This is a genomic window from Modicisalibacter sp. 'Wilcox', from assembly GCF_010993675.1.
In the GTDB taxonomy this organism is placed as follows: Bacteria; Pseudomonadota; Gammaproteobacteria; order Pseudomonadales; family Halomonadaceae; genus Modicisalibacter; species Modicisalibacter tunisiensis.
This window is the reverse complement of sequence record NZ_WNXF01000023.1, coordinates 1-17,586: the sequence shown is the minus strand read 5'-3', so window position 1 is coordinate 17,586 and position 17,586 is coordinate 1. Positions and strand designations below refer to the sequence as shown.

General features: G+C 57.5%; 17 protein-coding genes. 3 read left to right on the top strand and 14 right to left on the bottom strand.

The annotated features are described in order from the left end of the window. The first annotated feature begins 18 nt into the window (after nucleotides 1–18). Genes G7A98_RS15885 through G7A98_RS15875 form a run of 3 tightly spaced genes read left to right on the top strand, consistent with a single transcriptional unit; the run spans nucleotide 19 to nucleotide 4,731 of the window. On the top strand, nucleotides 19–2,229 hold the full coding sequence (locus G7A98_RS15885; protein WP_163650657.1) for a DNA topoisomerase 3: 2,211 nt from the start codon (nucleotides 19–21) through the stop codon (nucleotides 2,227–2,229). Beyond that, nucleotides 2,222–2,416 (top strand): hypothetical protein, encoded by a 195-nt coding sequence (locus G7A98_RS16630; protein ID WP_205596298.1) that lies wholly within the window; start codon nucleotides 2,222–2,224, stop codon nucleotides 2,414–2,416. Before G7A98_RS15885 ends, G7A98_RS16630 begins: the two co-directional genes overlap by 8 nt. Next, nucleotides 2,413–4,731, top strand: coding sequence for a zincin-like metallopeptidase domain-containing protein (locus G7A98_RS15875; protein WP_163650656.1), 2,319 nt, complete (start codon nucleotides 2,413–2,415; stop codon nucleotides 4,729–4,731). The genes G7A98_RS16630 and G7A98_RS15875 overlap by 4 nt, the downstream gene beginning before the upstream one ends. Nucleotides 4,732–4,858: 127 nt before the next feature. Here the strand turns inward: G7A98_RS15875 and G7A98_RS15870 are convergent, their stop codons facing one another. The 14 genes from G7A98_RS15870 to trbB all read right to left on the bottom strand — a co-directional run bounded on the left by G7A98_RS15870 (nucleotide 4,859) and on the right by trbB (nucleotide 17,418). Then, nucleotides 4,859–5,320 carry a restriction endonuclease subunit S gene (locus tag G7A98_RS15870; protein ID WP_163650655.1) on the bottom strand — a complete coding sequence of 154 codons (462 nt, stop codon included), beginning with the start codon at nucleotides 5,318–5,320 and terminating at the stop codon, nucleotides 4,859–4,861. Nucleotide 5,321: 1 nt separating this feature from the next. Then, on the bottom strand, nucleotides 5,322–7,172 hold the full coding sequence (locus G7A98_RS15865) for an N-6 DNA methylase (protein WP_163650654.1): 1,851 nt from the start codon (nucleotides 7,170–7,172) through the stop codon (nucleotides 5,322–5,324). A 107-nt stretch (nucleotides 7,173–7,279) separates the two neighbouring features. After that, nucleotides 7,280–7,558, bottom strand: coding sequence for an EexN family lipoprotein (locus tag G7A98_RS15860; protein WP_163650653.1), 279 nt, complete (start codon nucleotides 7,556–7,558; stop codon nucleotides 7,280–7,282). Nucleotides 7,559–7,625: 67 nt separating this feature from the next. Beyond that, entirely contained in the window at nucleotides 7,626–8,963 is a 1,338-nt protein-coding gene (locus tag G7A98_RS15855; protein ID WP_163650652.1) for a TrbI/VirB10 family protein, read from the bottom strand. A 9-nt stretch (nucleotides 8,964–8,972) separates the two neighbouring features. Further along, on the bottom strand, nucleotides 8,973–9,398 hold the full coding sequence (locus tag G7A98_RS15850) for a hypothetical protein (protein ID WP_163650651.1): 426 nt from the start codon (nucleotides 9,396–9,398) through the stop codon (nucleotides 8,973–8,975). A gap of 13 nt (nucleotides 9,399–9,411) precedes the next feature. Beyond that, the gene (gene trbG, locus G7A98_RS15845; protein ID WP_163650650.1) at nucleotides 9,412–10,284 is read right to left on the bottom strand and encodes a P-type conjugative transfer protein TrbG; all 873 of its coding nucleotides are present in this window, start codon (nucleotides 10,282–10,284) and stop codon (nucleotides 9,412–9,414) included. A 13-nt stretch (nucleotides 10,285–10,297) separates the two neighbouring features. Next, complete coding sequence (gene trbF / locus G7A98_RS15840; protein WP_163650649.1) at nucleotides 10,298–10,969, bottom strand: conjugal transfer protein TrbF; 672 nt, start codon at nucleotides 10,967–10,969, stop codon at nucleotides 10,298–10,300. 87 nt (nucleotides 10,970–11,056) lie between these two features. Continuing rightward, entirely contained in the window at nucleotides 11,057–12,373 is a 1,317-nt protein-coding gene (trbL, locus tag G7A98_RS15835; RefSeq protein WP_163650648.1) for a P-type conjugative transfer protein TrbL, read from the bottom strand. Nucleotides 12,374–12,386: 13 nt separating this feature from the next. Next, nucleotides 12,387–12,560 (bottom strand): hypothetical protein, encoded by a 174-nt coding sequence (locus tag G7A98_RS15830; RefSeq protein WP_163650647.1) that lies wholly within the window; start codon nucleotides 12,558–12,560, stop codon nucleotides 12,387–12,389. Nucleotides 12,561–12,565: 5 nt separating this feature from the next. Beyond that, a complete protein-coding gene (gene trbJ, locus G7A98_RS15825) occupies nucleotides 12,566–13,333 on the bottom strand; it encodes a P-type conjugative transfer protein TrbJ (protein ID WP_163650646.1) in 768 nt (255 codons plus the stop codon). Then, entirely contained in the window at nucleotides 13,314–15,791 is a 2,478-nt protein-coding gene (locus tag G7A98_RS15820; RefSeq protein WP_205596297.1) for a hypothetical protein, read from the bottom strand. Before G7A98_RS15820 ends, trbJ begins: the two co-directional genes overlap by 20 nt. 3 nt (nucleotides 15,792–15,794) lie before the next feature. Further along, complete coding sequence (gene trbD, locus G7A98_RS15815; protein WP_163650645.1) at nucleotides 15,795–16,082, bottom strand: conjugal transfer protein TrbD; 288 nt, start codon at nucleotides 16,080–16,082, stop codon at nucleotides 15,795–15,797. Between the two features lie 18 nt (nucleotides 16,083–16,100). Further along, nucleotides 16,101–16,442, bottom strand: coding sequence for a TrbC/VirB2 family protein (locus tag G7A98_RS15810; protein ID WP_163650644.1), 342 nt, complete (start codon nucleotides 16,440–16,442; stop codon nucleotides 16,101–16,103). Then, a complete protein-coding gene (trbB, locus tag G7A98_RS15805) occupies nucleotides 16,414–17,418 on the bottom strand; it encodes a P-type conjugative transfer ATPase TrbB (RefSeq protein ID WP_163650643.1) in 1,005 nt (334 codons plus the stop codon). Before trbB ends, G7A98_RS15810 begins: the two co-directional genes overlap by 29 nt. Nucleotides 17,419–17,586 lie beyond the last annotated feature (168 nt).

Below are 17,586 nucleotides of genomic sequence, written 5' to 3'. Positions count from 1 at the left end.
CGGAAGGGAAGAACCCCGATGCGTGTATTTATCGCCGAAAAACCGGAGCTTGGCCGAGCGATCGCTGATGCGATCGGTGGTGGCCAGAAGGACGGCGGATGCATCCGTTGCGGTAGCGACGATGTAGTGACCTGGTGCTTTGGCCACCTGCTGGAGTTGACCGACCCGGAAGACCACGACCCCACGGCCAAGCAGTGGGCGATGGAGCGGCTACCTCTGCGCTGGCCCATCGAGCACAAGCCGATAAAGGACAAGAATGACCAGATCAAACTAATCAAGCGGCTGGTCGGACAAGCTACTGAGGTTGTGAATGCTGGTGACGTTGATGAACAGGGTCAGCTACTTATTGATGAATTGCTGGACTATATCGGCAATACCAAGCCGGTAAAGAGAATCCTAATTAGTGATATGAATAAAAAGATCGTGCAACGTAGCTTAGATAATTTGCGCGATAATAAAGAGTTTTACGGGCTGTACCAAAGTGCTCTCGCTCAAGCGGTTGCTGATCAACATTACGGCTACAACCTGACCCGCGCCTATACCCTGGCCGGTCGAGCGGCCGGCGCCGATCATGTCTTGTCGGTGGGGCGCGTTCAGACGCCGATCCTTGGGCTGGTGGTGCGCCGCGACCGCGCTCACGAAGGGCACGCCAGTCATGTCTATTACGACCTCGGCGCGACCTTTGCCGGCGAGGGTGGCGAGTTCGCCGCCCGCTACCGTCCCGGCGATGACGCCCCGGTGGACGACAAGGGGAGGGTGATCGACCAGGAGTTCGCCCAGCGCGTGGCCCAGGCCATCGAGGGGCAACCCGCCAACGTGTTCAACGCCAAGACGGAAGACAAGCAGACCCCGCCGCCGCTGCCGTATAACCTGCTGAACCTGCAAGCCGACGCCAGCCGGAAGTTCGGATTTAGCCCGGACAAGACCTTGAAGACCACCCAGGCGCTGCGCGAGCGGCACCGCTTGATTACCTACAACCGGAGTGACTGCGAATACCTGAGCGACGAGCAGCACGCCGACGCGCCCGGCGTGCTCGATGCCATCGCCAACACCGCGCCGGTGCTGGGCAAGGCCGCCCAGGCTGCCGACCCGACGCTGAAAAGCCGGGCCTACAACTCCGCGAACGTCTCGGCGCATCACGCCATCATCCCGACGCAGACCAGCGGCGACCTGGAGAAGCTGACCGACGACGAGGCGAAGCTCTATCAGCTGATCGCCCGGCAGTTCATCGCCCAGCACTGGCCGCCCGAGCAGTACCGTCAAACGACCCTCGACCTGGAGGTGGCAGGTCATGCCTTCCGCGTGACCGCCAAGGTGGTTACGTCGCTCGGCTGGAAACGCCTCTACAAGCAGGATGCCGATAACGAGGAAGTTCACGGCGACGGCGAGGACGACGACAGCGCGGCCAACCTGGAGTGGGTGACAGCGGACATGCCGCTGACCTGCCAAGGGGCGACGGTCGCCGAGAAAAAGACCCAGCCGCCGAAGCGGTACACCATGGCCGCCCTGTTGAAAGACCTGGCGCGGGTGGCGAAGTACGTCACCGACGAGCGCGTGAAAAAGCTCCTACTCGCCAAGGATCAGGAGAAGAGAGGGGAGCACGGTGGCATCGGCACCCCCGCGACCCGAAGCGCGATCATCGAGGCGCTGATGAAACGCGGCTTCCTGGAGGAGAAGGGCAAGAAGGTCCAGAGCACCGGCCTGGGACGCGAGTTCCACGACCTGCTGCCCGCGTCGGCGACGGCGCCCGACATGACCGCCTTGTGGCATGAGCAGCAAGAGCAAATCCGGCAGGGGGCGATGACCCTGGAGCAGTTCGTTGATGGCGTCGCTGAGCACGTCGCCGGTGAGATCGAGCGGATCAAGGCCGAGGGCGTGCAGATCGAGGCGGCCAGCGGCCCGGAGTGTCCCGAGTGCGGCGAGGGCGTGTTGCGTCGCCGGAAGGGATCGAAGGGCCATTTTTGGGGCTGCAATCGCTACCCCGAATGCAAGGCGACGCGGCCCGACAAGGGCGGCAAGCCGCAGATGACCAAACCCAAGTCCGGCAGTCAGGCGCAGGTGTCGGATATTCCGTGCCCCGAGTGCGGCGAGCCGCTGGTAAGGCGCCGCAGCAAGGGAGGTAAGGGGCACTGGTGGGGATGCTCGGGCTTCCCCAAATGCGCCGCCCGCTTCGCCGACCGGCGAGGTAAACCCCAACTGGAAAACGCCAAGGAGAAGCACGATGGCTGACTATCAGACGGCGACGACCGACGAAGGAATGGACCGCACGGAGCAGCTTCTAGGTGAGCTTGCGCCGGGGGAAATGCTGGAGGTGGACCCGGAGCACGCCGAGGCGATGGGCGCGTTTGAGGACGACGCCTTGAGCGAGGATGACGCCCTGGACAGTGCTGCCGAGGATGACGGGGAGGCCGTATGAGCAAGAAGCGCCCATATCACGAGCAGATCGCCGAACGCCTGATCGAGCAGTTGCAGCAAGGCACCGCGCCCTGGCAGAAGCCATGGGCGCCGGGGGAACGTTCGATGCCGCATAACCCCGTGTCGGGCACCCGCTACAAGGGGGCCAATGCCCTATGGCTGGAGATGCAGGGGCGCGGCGACCCGCGTTGGCTGACCTACAAGCAGGCGCAGAAGATCGGCGCCCAGGTACGGAAGGGGGAGAAGTCGACCCCCGTTCAATACTGGAAGTTCAGCGAGGAACGTACCAAGCGTGACGAGGGCGGCAAGCCTGTTATCGGCGAAGACGGCAAGCCCGAAAAGGAGAAGGTGCAGCTCGAAAAGCCCAAGGTGTTTTGGGCCAATGTCTTCAACGGCGAGCAAGTCGAGGGCCTGCCGGCCCTGGTGCGCCCCAAGGACACCCCGGAAGCCGCATTCGAGCGCCACGAACGGGCCGAGAAGGTGCTGGCCAATACCGATGTCTCGATCAACCATGTGAACGGCGACCGGGCCTTCTATCGACCGTCCACCGACTCGATCACGCTGCCGGAGAAGGAGCAGTTCCACACCCCGGACGGCTACTACGCCACCGCCCTGCACGAATTGGGGCACTCGACCGGGCACCCGTCGCGGCTCAATCGCGACCTGACGGGGCCGTTTGGCAGCGAGCAGTACGCCCGCGAGGAGATGCGTGCCGAAATATCGTCGCTTATGGTCGGCGACGAGCTCGGAATCGGCCACGACCCCGGCCAGCACGCCGCCTATGTCGGGTCATGGATCAAGGTTCTGCAGGAGGACTCCAAAGAGATCGTCCGGGCCGCCCGTGATGCCGAGCACATCATGCGCACGGTGACGGCCCTGGAGCACAGCCTAGAGCACAGCCAGGAGGTGGCCGCGCAGTATCGCAAGGGCGACCCGGAGCCAGCCCAGGAGCAAGGCCAGGATCGGGAGCCGGAAGGCCCGTTGACCCAGGCCGAGAAAGAGGCGGAGGCGGCGAAAGACGCCCGCGATGTTGCCGAGTACCAGCAGCGCAGTCAGGAGGGGGCGGAGGTGGAGAAACGCCAAGATCAGCAGAAGGCCCAAGCCAAGGGGCCGACTTATCTTAATGTCCCGTATCGCGAGAAGGACGAGGCCAAGGCGCTCGGCGCGAAGTGGGACCGCAAGCAAAAAAGCTGGTATGCCCCGGCTGGCATGGATACCGCGCCATTCGCCCGCTGGCTGGGCCAGCCGCAACAGCAGCAGAGCAAGCCGGTGGAAGCCCAATTCGCCGAGGCCCTGGCCGACAACGGTTTGAAGGTCCAGGGGACGCCGCAGATGGATGGGCAGCTTCATCGCGTGCCGGTCGAGGGCGACCGCAAGGGCCAGCAGAGCGGCGCTTATGTCGGCTATACCGATGGCCACCCTGCCGGCATGATCCAGAACTTCCGCGCCGGCACCAAGGTGAACTGGAAAGCTGACGGCGTGCAGACGCAGCCGATCAGCGCCAAGGAGCGGGAGCGGATGGAGGTCGAGGCCAAGGCGAAGCGGGAAGAACGGGCCGCCGAGCGGCAAGCAGGCTTCCAGGCCCGCGCCCAGGACTGCGCCCAGGAGTGGGGGCGCATGAAGCAGGCGAATCCCGGTCACGCCTACCTTGCCGGCAAAGGCGTCCAGGCCCACGGCCTCAAGGAAGACGACCAGGGCCGGCTGGCGGTGCCTGCCATCGACACCAAAGGGCACCTTTGGTCCCTCCAGCGGATCGCTTCACAGGCAGATGGCGGCAGCTTCAAGGGCTTCGACAAGGGCACCCAGAAAGAAGGGCACTTTCATGCCATCGGTGGCCTCGATGCGCTGGCCCAGGCGGATACCCTGATGATCGCCGAGGGCTATGCCACCGGGGCCACGATCCATGAGGCCACCGGGCGCCCGGTCGCCGTGGCCTTCGACTCCAACAACCTGCCCGCCGTGGCCAAGGCACTCAAGGAAGAATGGCCCGATAAGCAGGTGGTGATCGCTGCTGACAACGACCAAGTGCAGGAGGTGGAGCGCGGCAAGAATCCTGGCATCCAGAAGGCCCACGAAGCGGCGGACGCCGTGGGGGGCGGGGTGGCAGTGCCGCACTTTACCCGCGTCGATAAGGGCCTGAGCGACTTCAACGACATGGAGCGGGAGGACGGTCGCGCCTCGGTGCAGACCAATATCGAGGCCGCCGTGGCGCTCCACAAGAAGCGAGCCTATGAGCAGGCACAGCAGGCCAAGGCGAAGCAGCACGACCGGCAGCCGGAGCGCGGCAAGGCGAAAGTGGCTGGCGTTGAGCGGTAGCCGAAATGCCCCGGACGAGACAGAAGGCGTGATTCTTCACGCCTTTTTTATCAGCCTGTGATAGTGGTGCTTCAGGTGTTGAGATTTAACGGAAGGCCGGAAAATTCCGGCTTTATATTATTTAATATTAAACCTTAATTCTTTTCAAGACACGAAGCATGTTGTCAATCACATTTACGTTGTAAACCCATTCGGGGAACTCATCAAGTGACGGAATCATGATGTCTTTAAGCGTCCTGTTAGCTTGCCGACCATAACTATATCGGTACTTGTTGTGGCGAATGCATACGCAATAGAAGAGTTTTTCTGATTCTGTTAAATCAATTTTTGGTTTTAAGTAGAATAAATCTCTTCCAGAGTAGAATGGTTCTGGCTGTAAGAATGTTTCAAGAACCGACCCTCCGCCAGCTACAGTTAACACTCCTCCCTCGATAGGCTCAATGTCCGGCAGCTTTTTTACTTTCGCCGAAACACCATTATTCCTAGAGCTTCGAGATACAAAATTAATTCCATCGTCTGTTTGAATGAGTCTGTTTAGCTCAAGGTTTGTACCATATATAACATCAAAAACTTCACTCACGGGGACCATGTCAAACCTCGTTCATTATGTTGAAAAGAGCATAGTTTTTTACTACTTCCTCAAAGTCTCTTTTCTCAATTAATGAATAGTCCGTTTCAAGATACGCTTCAGCGATCCATTCGTCATCGGCTGTAATTCTTTCTGTAACAGACTCGCCAGGGTGTACTTCGTTGTTACGGTATGCTTCAATCCACTTATCTTTAATAACTTGCCACTCGTGATTCAAGTCTACCCTGCCCATGTGCTTTGTTTTTACGAAACCGTCTTCCCGCCAGTAACCGAACCAAGTTTTTTTCTTTGATTCTTCGTGTGGGGTGTGGGCTTCAAAAACTACTATGCAAGTCACTGTGCCTACAGGATAGAAAAGTTCACCGGGCATTGACATGACAGCTTTGAGGGTGTGCCTAGCCAATATCTCATGCTTTGCTAATGACGGTTTTATAACACTGCTTACTGGAATGATGGCAACTCCAGTCCCACCCACAGAAAGGTGGTCCAGCATGTGTTTTACAAAATACAGTTCGTGAAGCTCAGAGTCGCTCTTTGCTTGAGCATATGGGGGATTTAAAAAACCAACATTAGGTTTCATTTTGGCAACTGAATCAATTATAGCATTATCAAAGCAACTACCTTGATGAAGATTTGCCTTCCCGTCCCCTCTCAGTATCATGTTGCTTGCAGCCAGGGCAAACATTTTAGGGCTGTTTTCTATTCCAATTAAGCGGTTTCTTTTTATGTCATTGATTTCATCGGTTGTTACCGCGGTCTTAAGCATGGCCTGCATGGCAGATATGAGAAATGCGCCGGTGCCTGCGCAAATATCTAAAACTTTATCTCGCTTGGTTATATTTGCAATTTCACAAAATAGCTCGGTTACATGTCTTGGGGTTAATACTATCCCGAGAGCTTTTTTATCCCCACCTGTATACTTCAAAAATTCGCCATAGAAATGACCGACAACATCAAAATTATGGTAGACGCTTATGAATGGCCAAACATTTTCATTTATTTCGTTTACGATCTCATATAAAACACCTTGCGGGTATTTTTTGGCTAGCTTTGAGTCAGGTTTTCCAAGGTTGGGTTGAGTGGCAACATTGGCATATGGCTGAAGCATGGTATTCTTCTTTGCTTGCGGTATTTCAGCCGTATCCAGCTCTCTTTTGATGGCATCTAACCAGTAATCAGGCATGTCTTCTGCGCTATAATTTCTATAGGATTTTGCAAATGCCTGGTTCATCAAAGCGATCAAAGTTCCACTAACCAGAAGGGGTTTGTCTTCTTCTGATATTTTGGCGCTTGTCCAGATAAATTCGTGCAAATCTTTTGCGAAGCCGATCAAGTCTTGGTGACGCCTTCTTTCAACCTCAGGGTCAAAGGCTGATAGTCGGTAGTAATCATCGAACGGCAAGATTTTATCTACTATGTAGCCGCTCTCATTACAAAACTCCTTAACACTGTCGCTTCCGCAAGGTATAAGGAAGTTTGATATTTTTATGTTTGATTCATTGGTTCCGCTAACAGCGACAGCAATAACAGTATATTCTTTTGATAAGAATTTAGCGTAGTGAATGGCGCCATCCACAGCATATTTTACAGGTTCATTTCTGTCCTTGCTGGAGTGGTTTCTTGGGTCTGATTTGCATTCAAATACTATGATGAAGTTGTAGTCAAGGGTGGTTGTGACTACAAATTCTGGATAGCCTGCATTTAAACTTCCAGTTTTGCTGGCCTTAGACAAGAGCTTTTTTATTTTCTTGATTTCTGATTTTTGCTCTTCTATTGTTATGTGATTATCGGGCTCGTAATACTTTAGCTCCCTAAGAAAATCTCTCACATAGTTTTCGGTAACTCTTTCCATGTCTGGACGACTCTTGAATAAGGTTATAATAGAATAATTCGGCATTATACGCTAAAACATTGGATTTCGCCACTATGCATGGTATGGGCTTTAGCTTCGGTATCAAGTTAACGAATGCTTGGTGCTTTGAATCTGTCCTCACCGTTCGATCCAATGAGCCGGTCCTTGGCTACCGCTTCACGGGCATTGATGCAGTTAGGGTCGTCCCGTAACTCGCCAGGATTGTTGCGGCACTTATCGTCAACTTCCTTGGCGAACTCGATGTTCTTGGTGAACTCCTTGATGGTATATATCCGGTCGGCAACCTGGGAGTCATCGTTAGCATGAGCGTGAGCCGCGACAACCAGAACGGCGAACAGGGTTGAGATAAAGGCTGATTTCTTCATGGGATTCTCGCTCCTTCACTTTGGCGTTAAAAAGGGCCGCCAGAATGGCGGCCAAGAGGGGATGAGATTACTGGCCTTGCCAGGGTCTTGCGACAATGTCCTTGGTAATCATGATGTTGAAGCGATACCCCTTGCGGATTCTCAAGGTCGGCTGAATATTCATGTTGCGGCGGATCATCTCTTGACCGACTTGGCCGAATTGCTGGCCAAGCTGCGCCGCCATGACCTGATTGGCGTCGTAACCGTCTTGCCCCTCGGAATCAGGCTGGGAGAGTTGGGCCGCACCGGCGATGACCGACAACATGAAGGCTTGTCCGAAGGTACGCCAATAGTGGTTGTCCACCTGATCGTGGAAGCCCGCGAAGCCCTCTTGATCGCTGCCCGGCATGGATTGAATGTTCAGGGCGCTGCCATCGGGGTAGATGATGCGATTCCAGACGATCAATACCCGTTCCTGCCCCATGGCCACGTTGCTGTCATAGCGACCATAGAGGCGCGAGCCCTGGGGGATCATCAAGTGCTCGCCGGTGGCGCTGTCATAGACGTTCTGGCTGACCTGGGCAATCATCCGGCCCGGAAGGTCGGAGTTGATGCCGGAGATCATCACGCCGGGAATGACGGTGCCGGTCCTGATCGTGAAGGGCGAGGGGAGGGCCTGACGGGATTCGTTCAGGCGGTATTGGTCGCCCTGCTGGCCACTCAGGAACTCTTGTTTCTGGCCCTGCATGTTCTGCGCCTGATACTCGTTTTCCTGGCCCATCAGGCCGGCAGGAACGTTGCCACCACCCATGCCGGAGGGCAGCGAGGAGCGAGTCGCCTGGGCCGATCCTGGCGCCTGGGGCGCCTGCGTGGCCCCGGCATAGCTGCTGCTGGTCGGGCGGCCCTGTCCTTGAGATTGGCGGTTGTCGCTGACGCTGGTGTTGCTATCCAGGGCGGCGAGCATGTTTTCCATGCGGCGCTGGCGAATTTCCTCCGCGAACCGGCTTTCCTGATTGTTCGGCGCGTTCGCTTCCGGGACAGGCGCGTTTGCTTCGGGGGCCGGTTGCTCGGCCTCGGCTTCGGGGGCAGCTTCAGACCCTTGCGGCATGGCCCAATCCATACGGCCTTCGGGTTCTTCCTCGCCTGGGATCATCCCGGAGTTCGGCGAGTTGGCTAGCCATTCCTGTACATAGTTGCTATCGCCACCGCCTTCGCCGGCATTGGCGATAACCCCGCTTTCCCGCTGATCGCTGGTCTGGCCACGCTTGTGGATGCCGTAAGCGAGGAACGCGACCACGATGGCCACCACCAGCCCGAAGATGAACACCGGGACCGGCGAGAGCCCGCGAACGTTGAGCTTCGGCTTGTCGGTGACGCCCGGTTGGCTGGGCGAGTTTTCGGGCCGCAGGCTTTCGTCCTTAGCCATAAGTCCCCCTCAGTCGGTGGATGTTGAAGTGTCGAGGGCCGGCGCATTCAGCGGCATGAGCCCACCAGGGCGGATGCCATAGACCCGCGAGATTCGCACGTCCGTGGCGAAAAGCCGGAGCAGATATTGGCCGTTGCGGAAGCCGTCCAGGACGTAGCTGACGGGGATGCCGCCCGTGGTGCTGACGGCATAGCCACGATTCCGCAGGGCGCTATCCAGCGCCCGCGAGAACGGCTTGGGTTCGACCTGATAGTGAAACGTCGTCCTGCCAGGGGCATAGAACGGTGAGAGCAGTTCCACCGCGTCCTGAGCCATGTCGGCGGCTTGAGGCGGTGTCAGCGTCATGGCTTCCACATTGCCGCTGCGCGGCTGCACAGCGCAGCCAGAGAGCACAGCGAGGCAAAGCAGCGGGGCGATAAGGCGAGAGAGTTTCATCCGTGAGTCCCCCTTACTGGCGCTCGATGGTGACGCGGGTTTGCTGATCGCCAACGCCAGCCACCAGGGCGGCCCGGTCGAAAAGCTGATCGACAATGAAGCGGTCGCCACGGAGCCGGTAGTTAACGATTTGCTCCTGATCGTCGGGGCCAATCGACACCAGGACCGGCGCTTCGCGGTGCTGCATGGAGGCAGGCATTTGGATGACCGTCTTCACGCCGTCGTTATAGACCCGAACAGGCCGCCAGGAGGCTTCGCCCTCGATGCGGTATTCAAAATCCAGGTCGGCGACCTGATGGCCGGTTCCGGTGATGGTGTTGTCTTGACGATGCTGCTGGACCTGCTGGCGATACTCGGCCACTTCCTGCTGGATATTGCTCGGATAGACGAACGAAATTTCCGGCATCCAGTCGTCGGTGCGACTCTTGAGCGTCAGTTGATAGTCGCGGCGATTGGTCAGGATCGACATGGAGGTTTCCAGCCCCACGTCGGTCGGCTTCACCATGACGTGCGTGGTCTGGCTTTGGCCCGACCCGGACGTGCCGAGGCTGGTATTCCAGCGCACGCTATCGGCGATGTTGATGTTGTTCACGACCTCGCCCGGCTCCAGGCTGATGCTGCACAGGCGCAGCGGGGCGCACACTACGGCGGGCATCCCCGCGCCATAGAGGTAGGTGATCGAGCCATTATCCCCGCGAACCGGCTCGTTGTTGTTGTTGCTGATCCACTCTCGGGCCAGCCGGGCGCCGCGTGCTTCCTTGGCGTTCATCGCGGGGTTGTTTGTCGACAGAAATTGCGTGGTGTCCAGGCTGGGAACCTGGGAGTTTGCCACGGCGGCGGAGGCGCCGCCGAGAAGCAGTGTCAGAGCCAGAATGCTGCGTTTCATGGTATCCATCCCCTTAGTCGATCTCTGTCCAGTTCAGGCTGGTGATGTTGATGCTGGCCGGGTTGCGAATGACGCCGGCTTCGTTCGACGGTGCAATGTCTTCAATGGTGATGACGGCGCGCCAGTTCGTCGGCGTGCCGACGACTTCGCCGCCCTTCCTGGCCCGAGTGGTTTCGGTCCACTCGACTTGCCAAGTGTTCTGGCTGAGTGGGAGAGCGGATTGCACGTCGACGGAAATGGTGCGAGTCCGAGCCGTGTTGAAGGGATCGCGCTCGCGGAAAAAGTCATTCAGGAAGGTGTAAGCCTGACCACCACTCGAGACCAGGGCATAAGCGTCCTCGATGTTGCTGCGCATGGCGGCAGCATCGACATAGACGCTTCGCGTATCCGCGATAAAGTCCTGCATTTCCGCTTTCTTGATGCGGGCAGACGATGGCTGAACCTGATCGGCAGTCCCCACGGCTTGCGTTCTGCCGAACTTGTCGACCTCGACCACGTAGGGGATGAACTTGCTTTGCGAGCCGATATAGACGACGCCGACCACGGCAACGAGTGCGACCAAGACGCAGCAAAACGCCATCATCCGCCAACGCTTCTCGCGGACAATGAGCGAGCCATATCGCTCGTTCCATTCGAGCCGCCCCGCCATATAGGGGTTGGACGGAGTTTTTTGCTTCTCAGCCATCGTTAATCCCTCAACTAAAAATATATTACTAGTTTAGCGCGTGACGTAGCCCAGTCAATGACTGACTGGGCCGCGCCGTTGTCGTCTTTATCGACCATTCAGGGGAGAGTCATAAGATTCGTCTTCGCCGCCCTGGCTGTCGCCTGCCGCGTCATTCGATTGGGAGGTGCTGGGCGTGCTCGGGGAGCCCCCGCTACCGCCACGGAAACCACCGCTCATGCCAGGGCGTGGGGACCCCATGCCGGACAGTGAGCCGCCGCTAGGCGTGCCGCCGCCGCCCATCTGGGCACGCTGGGCGTTCATGTTCGAGGCCATGCGGCCACCCACAGAGCCGAACGGGGCTTCGCCGCCGACCTTCTGCCCCAGGTCGGTTTTCATCGCCTTGCCAAGATTGGCGCCCATGCGGCCCAGGTGGCCCATCGCACCGCCGCCACCGCCTTGCGCGGCTGCCAGCTTGGAGGATGCGCCCACCGCCGCAGCGCCGCCTGCTGCTGCCATGGCGCCACCAGCGAGAGCCCCCACGGTAGCCGCACCGGCACCGGACCCCCCGGCGCTGGTGCCGGTCATGAGCCCTTGCAGCATGTCGGGGATGGCCTTCGCCAGATACAGCAACACCACCATGGTGCCGAGGATCACAAACACCTGCGTTTGGGAGTTGGAGTCGAACTCGTTGGCCCAGGTTTGAATCAGTGTGAAGCTCAAGCCGACAATCAGGTTGAGCACAAAGAGCTTGACCCCGACCGAGAAGGCGTAGAACAGGTATTTTTTCGCAAAGTCGCTGGTCCAGCGCGAACCGCCGAAACCGAGCAGCAGAACGCCGGCCCCCAGGACGATATAGGACTCGACGTAGGCGGCCAGGACCATCGCCGCGACAATCGCCATCACCACCAGGGCGACGAGGGCCGCCAGAAGCAGGCCGAGCGCGGCAGAGGGATCGAAGACCGAGACTTCGGAAACGATTTTCTTGGCCACGTCCAGGCCCAGGTCGAACAGCGACGATCCACTAATTCTAGGAACACCGCTCGCGGCGTTAAGTGCCGCGTTGGCCGCGTCGACAAAGGAGTTGATAAGGATGCTCGACCATTCCCATGACTTTTCGATGGCCAAGATGAAAAAGCCATAGAAGAAAATGCGGCGCACGACCTCGGCGGTAAAGTCCTGAATGCCCCCGCCTTGTAGAGCCTGCATCATCAACGCCCAGGCCAGATCAATGACGATAAGCATAGACAGCAGGTTGAACGCATAGCCGGAAAGCACGTCATACCATGTGCTCGCGGTATCCTTGAACACCCCGAAGGCTTCATCGAGAGCATTGTTTTCGGGGATATCGGCGAACGCCAGTCGTGGCAGTACGACCAGCGCCAAAAGGATGCCGTAAAGGATCAGTCGTTGTTTAGAAGTCATGGTGAATATCCTTTTAGCGTTCGGGGAGTCCCGCAGGTTCTTCATCACCAACTATGGTTTCCTGCTTCTCGTTTACCTCCAGCCGCTTACCTGAGTCGTCGGGCTTTTGCTCGATATAGACGGTGACACTGACGGCGGCGGTAATGCCGATGGCTGCCAAGATGGCGGCGATAATCTTGAAGCTCATTTCTGTCACCTTGTCGGGAGGCCGGCGGGTTCTTCATCGCCCACATGGGTCGGATGGCGCTGGTTAGTGTACGTCTGGCGGACTTCTTGGCGACGGGCATCATCTTGTACCTGCTGGGCCATATAGGCGCCGCGCATTCGCATGTTGCTTGTCACTAGCTGCCGCAGTTTCTGCGTTTGTCGTACCGATTGGGCGGCGATCAAGTTGCCCACTTCTAGGGCCTTCATTTGACCGTCAGCCGATTGCCCCATGTTCTCCAGGGTGCGCATCGTGGCGTTTTCGGTGTCGAACTGAGATTCCTGGAGTCCCGCTTGGCGCAGACTTGTTTGAATCGTGTCCGTGGTGGTTCGATTCCACTTCTGATACCGCTCGCTGAACGTTTCATGATCGGGACTTTCGGAGATGCTGATACTGGAAAAACCCGGATACTGCTCCTGGAACAGATCATCAATGGCGCCGAGGCTGTACCCCATTCCTTGAAGCTGCCCGATCAAGTCGCGCAGTTGCATAAGCTGAGTGGACGCCGTGCCCCACTCCAGATCGCTAAGGCGACGTGTGTTGTGAACGAGGTTCTTGTAGGTATTGATTTGCTGTTGCAAGTTTTGCGCCTGCGTCGCGGTCTGCTCGACCATCTCGGTATATTGTTGAACAAGCTGGGCATTGTTCATCAACTGCGTGACTTCGAGCGCCCCGCCAGTGGCACCACCGCCAAAGGCGGCGGTGGTGGTGAAGGCGAGAGAAAAGACAGCGGCCTTAGTAAACATATTTTTCATAGCTAACCCCCCGTTGCTGGAGCCATTGCCAAGGCCAATCATCGGGATCGGATTTGGACATATCGCTAATGGCTTTCAAATCGTTCTTTCCAGAAACGCCAATGAAAGCAAGAGTCGCTGGCCCCAGGTTCAAGTCGATTAAGCGGCGACCATCGGTGGACGTGAAATAATATTCACGCTTTGGCGTGGCATCTTTGATGATCCTGATTTGCTGTTCGTTGAGACCCATGGACTCGTAAATGTCACGCGGGCCAGGGGTATCACCATTGCCACGGTTGAATGCCTCGACATTCGGCAGATAGATTTTCGTCGGGCAGCTTTCTTGCAGCACGTCGATAATGCCGGATCGAGTGGCATCGGAAAGGCTTTGTGTCGCTAGGACGACGGCACAGTTGGCCCGGCGAAGCACTTTCAGCCATTCGCGGATTTTGGCCTTGAAAACCGGATGGCCGAGCATGATCCAGGCTTCATCCAGGATGAGCAAAGCCGGCTGACCTTTCAGGCTTTTCTCGAAGCGCCGGAACAGGTACAGCAGAACCGGGATAAGGTGGGTTTCCCCCATTTCCATGAGTTCTTCAATCTCGAAGACCTCGAAAACGGCCTCGCCCTCGATGTTGTTTTCTTCGGCATCCAGCAGGTGGCCGACAGGACCGCCGAGAACATAGGGAACCAGCGCTTCCTTGACTTCCTTGCTTTGCACCGTGGTTTGGAAGTCGGTCAGGGAGCGGCCTTCCCCTTTCTTGGCCGTCTCACGAATCGTTGTTAGCGCATGGTTGATATGGTTTCGCATATCCGGCGTTACCGCGACGCCCTGGAGCTTCACCAGCGACTCGATCCAGCCCTGAGCCCATGCCTGATCGCCGTCACTGTCCAGGTCATTCAGCGGGCAGAGACGCGGCGGGTTGCCGAACTCCCCGTTGAAGTCGTGATGGTATCCCTGGCAGGCCAGAGTCAGCGGCATCATCGAACGCCCCTTGTCGAACGCCGTGACGGTCGCACCGGGGTAGCGGCGGAACTGTGCCGCGATCAGAGCCAGCAGGGTCGACTTACCCGCGCCGGTCGGCCCGAAAATCAGGGTATGGCCCAGGTCGCCGCTGTGCAGGTTGAAGCGAAACGGTGTCGCGCCTGACGTGGCGGCGTACATGAGGGGCGGTGAATCCGGGTCATAGAACGGGCACGGTGCCCGTTCATGGCCAGCCCACACGCTGGTCAGCGGCAGCAGGTCGGCGAGGTTCAGTGAGTGCATGTGCGGGCGCCGGACGTTCTGCATGAAGTGACCCGGCAGGCTGCCCAGCCATGCCTCGACCGCGTTGATTGTCTCGATCCTGGCGCCGAAGCCCAGGCGACGGATGACATCGCGCACTTCCTTGGCCGTCTCGTTGACGGTCTCGCGGGACTCGTTCATGAGCACCACCACCGAGGTATAGTAGCCATAGGCCACTAGTTGGCTGCTGGCTTCTGCCAAGGCGTTGTTGGCATCGTTGACCATCTCGACCGCATCGCCGTCCGGCTGGCTGTTCGGGTTCTTGGTCACTTGGTCGAAGAAGGGGCGGACCTTCTGCTGCCATTTGCGGCGAAACGCCTTGAGGCGCTTTTCACTTTCATGGGGGTCCATGTAGATGAAGCGAGTGGACCACCGATAGGTGATCGGCAGTTGGTCCAGGACGGCGAGAATGCCCTGATAGGAGTTCACCGGGAAACCGTCGATGGCGACCACGGAAATATGCTGGTCGCCTACCTGGGGCTCCATACCGCCGATGAAATCCTGGCTGATAAGCTGGTCGACGTACATGGGGACAGGCGGCAGGTTAATCGGGTGAGCCATCCCGCAGACGCAATAATTGACGTACTCCAGGAGCTGGTCATTGATATGCGTGCCGCCATCTTCGGTTTGATACTCGATGCCGCGCATCCGCGAAATGCGAACGGAAGCCGCTAGCATTTGCTCCAGTTGGTCTAGCGAGTCTTTAAAGAATGCAAGAGCCTTATCCAGCCCGGTTTTTTTCTTCTGATCTTCGCCGCCAGTAAGAAGCAAATCCCTAAAACGACTGGTTTCCTCGGCTGAGGGGATATACGTCACCGTCAGCACATAAAGGGATTCATAGTGAGCCCCTTCATGCTGGAATTGTGCGCGGCGTTCGTTATCTATGAGCCGGGAAACAGGGTCGGGGAAATGGTTTTCGGCGGGCGCCGGGTAGGCGCCCGCCGGAATGCGGACCGCATCATGATGAGTGATGAAACCGCTACCCAAACGGGCCAGCGCATGGTTGGTCCGAGCAGCAATCGAGTTCCGTTCATTATCGGTGGAGCTTTCAATATCTACCCCGCGATAATAGAAAGCTGCCATCAATCCTTTCTTTGTCAGCATGATGCCGTCTTCGACCATTGCGGCATATTCAAGAACGTCGGAGAGTCCCGGACGCTGACTTTTATAGGTGCCCATATTGACCATTCCCATGATTTACTCCTTACGGAAAGCGGTAGGGCGGGCGCTGTAAAACTTGCGATAGTTCCTGAATCGCATATATACCTGACGCATTTGAGGGTCTGCCTTTGCGGCCTTCCTCAGTAGGTAAATACTAAGCACCCAAAGAGACACACCAAATGCAGCAGCCGCCCAGGACTGGACGGTGAAGATCATCAAGGCCGAGAAAAAAGCGGAGGTCAGCAGCAATTCCCGGTCCACGCCCATAAGCAGATTGGGACGATTAAGAGAGCGATGCAAAGGGTGTTCGTTGAGTTCTGACATGCTACCGACCCCCCTCGATTAAATGACTGCGCCGGAAACGCCGAACAGTGAAGTGAGAAGCTGAGTGATGAAGACCAGCCCCGAGATAATCAGCGCCACCAGAAAGACCCGGCGAGTGGTATCGTTCATCTCGCCGCCGAAAGCCAAGCCGGCAAAGCTGGCAAACAGCGCCAGGACAGACACCACATAGGCCACCGGGCCGGTAAAAGAGTCTGCCAGTGTCTGGAGCGGATCATCCCACGGCAGGCCACCACCGGAAGGACTGGCCAGAGCCAAGTCAGGCAGAAGCACCGCCAGAATGGCCAGGGCTACCCAGGTCACTTTTTTGGCGTTAAACGATTGATGTTTCAGTGCGAGCATTTTTCCATGTCTCCCGTAGATTGCTCCAACGATAATTACCGCTTTCATCCAGGCCGTTGTGAACGGCGAGGATATGGGTAACGCGACGTTTCTTGGTTTGTTCATCCTTGCTGATATAAATGATGGCGTCGACCGCCTCAGATACATCAAGTTTCAGATCGGTGCCGGGCGTGGCGTTCTGCGATTTGCGAATGAGCCTTTCGAGTCTGTTTAGTGCGGCAATCCCCCCTTCATTTGCGTGCCAAGTTGAAATCCCGCCCTTGTGGCCGGTGCTCCATGCGTCGATAAGGTCCAGTGCAGCCCCGTCGCGGACCTCGCCAACAATGATGCGATCCGGTCGATGACGGAGTGTTGAAACCAAAAGCTGCTGCATCGACTGATTCATTGTCGTGCGCATCATAAGAGAGTTGCGGGCCGCCCGCTTGAGTTCGGGGGTATCTTCCAGCACAACAAAGCGATGGTCCGGCGTCAGTTCGGCGGCGGTTTGCGTGATGGTATTCACCAGGGTGGTTTTCCCCGAACCTGTACCACCAACAACCGCGATATTGTCACGCCTCAAGATAAGTTCGCGGATGATTTCGGCGTCGTCTTCTGACATGGCGCCTTGTTCCACGTAATCAGAGAGCGTGAAAACAAAATCGGCGGGTTTGCGGATCGTAAAGGCCGGCGACTTCACTTTGGGCGGCACTTCCCCCTGGAAACGCTCGCCGCTTTCGGGCAAGACCGTCTCCAGGGTGGGATTGTCCGGCGACACCATGGTGTCGTTGGCGCTGGCGATGGTGGTCATCATCGCGTAAGCCGCGTGGCCATCCATGTGACCCAGGTGCTCGATGGGCTCGCCAACGCGCTCGACCCACAGTTCGCCGTCATCGTTCAGCATGACCTCGATGACCTTGGGGTCATTGAGGGCGTCGCGGATGGTCGATCCCATCTCGCGCCGCAGCTTTTCAATGATGCGTTTGTCCTTGGAATCCATGAGGGCTACCCAGGCAAAAGGTGGATATTAGCGGTGATTAACTAGAAGTATATCACTAGCTGAGGCACAAGCAAGCCCGCGCAACAGCGTTGAGCTATGGTGACTTCTGGTGTATGGGAGGAGGTAGGAAGGGTGGCGTATCCTGTTGATTGATCTCGCCAGATCACA